Source organism: Pseudomonas sp. RA_35y_Pfl2_P32 (assembly GCF_963970735.1).
Lineage (GTDB): Bacteria > Pseudomonadota > Gammaproteobacteria > Pseudomonadales > Pseudomonadaceae > Aquipseudomonas.
The window spans coordinates 1-670 of the sequence record NZ_CAXAQF010000104.1; the positions used below are offsets into that span (position 1 = coordinate 1).

The 670-nt window shown below is 70.7% G+C and carries 1 protein-coding gene; it reads left to right on the forward strand.

What is annotated here, in order from left to right:
- Nucleotides 1-303: 303 nt before the first annotated feature.
- Nucleotides 304-670, forward strand: a 367-nt coding sequence (locus AACY45_RS27305; protein ID WP_339548558.1) for an ATP phosphoribosyltransferase regulatory subunit, incomplete at its 3' end; no start/stop codon positions are given.

Here is a 670-nt window from a genome sequence, read left to right on the forward strand (position 1 = left end):
GCGATTCGATCCACAGCTCGAACGTGACGCTGCCCAAGGGCGTGACCCCGGCGATCACCGACCGCGACTTCACCATCGCGACGATCGTCCCGCCGACGGTGCCGACGGTTGCCGACGAAGAAGCGGACGCAGCTGTTGCCGAGGCGCAGGCCGCCGAGAGCGACACCGCCGAGTAATGGAGGACAAAGCCCTCTCCCCGCTGGCGGGGAGAGGGTTGGGAGAGGGGCTGAACCGCGCGCAAGCGCGGATGACGGCCCCTCTCCCCTACCCTCTCCCCGGAGGGGAGAGGGAGAAGGATATAGCATGACCACCGCCCTCCTCCCGACCGGTTTCCGCGACCGGCTCCCGCCCTTCGCCGACGCCGCCGCGCGCCTCGAAGCCGCTGCGCTCGCCGCCGCTTATGCCTATGGCTATGAACGTGCCGACCCCGCCCTCGCCGAGTTCGAGGCCGGTCTCGCCGGTCGCCTGAAGGCCGCGCGCGCGCAGGATGCGGTGCGCTTCGTCGATCCGGTCAGCCAGGCGACGCTCGCGATCCGCCCCGACATGACCGCGCAGATCGGCCGCATCGCAGCCACCCGCATGGGCCACCACCCGCGCCCGGTGCGGCTGTCCTATGCGGGACCCGTGCTGAAACTGCGGGCCTCGCAACTCGCGCCCGAACGTGAATTGC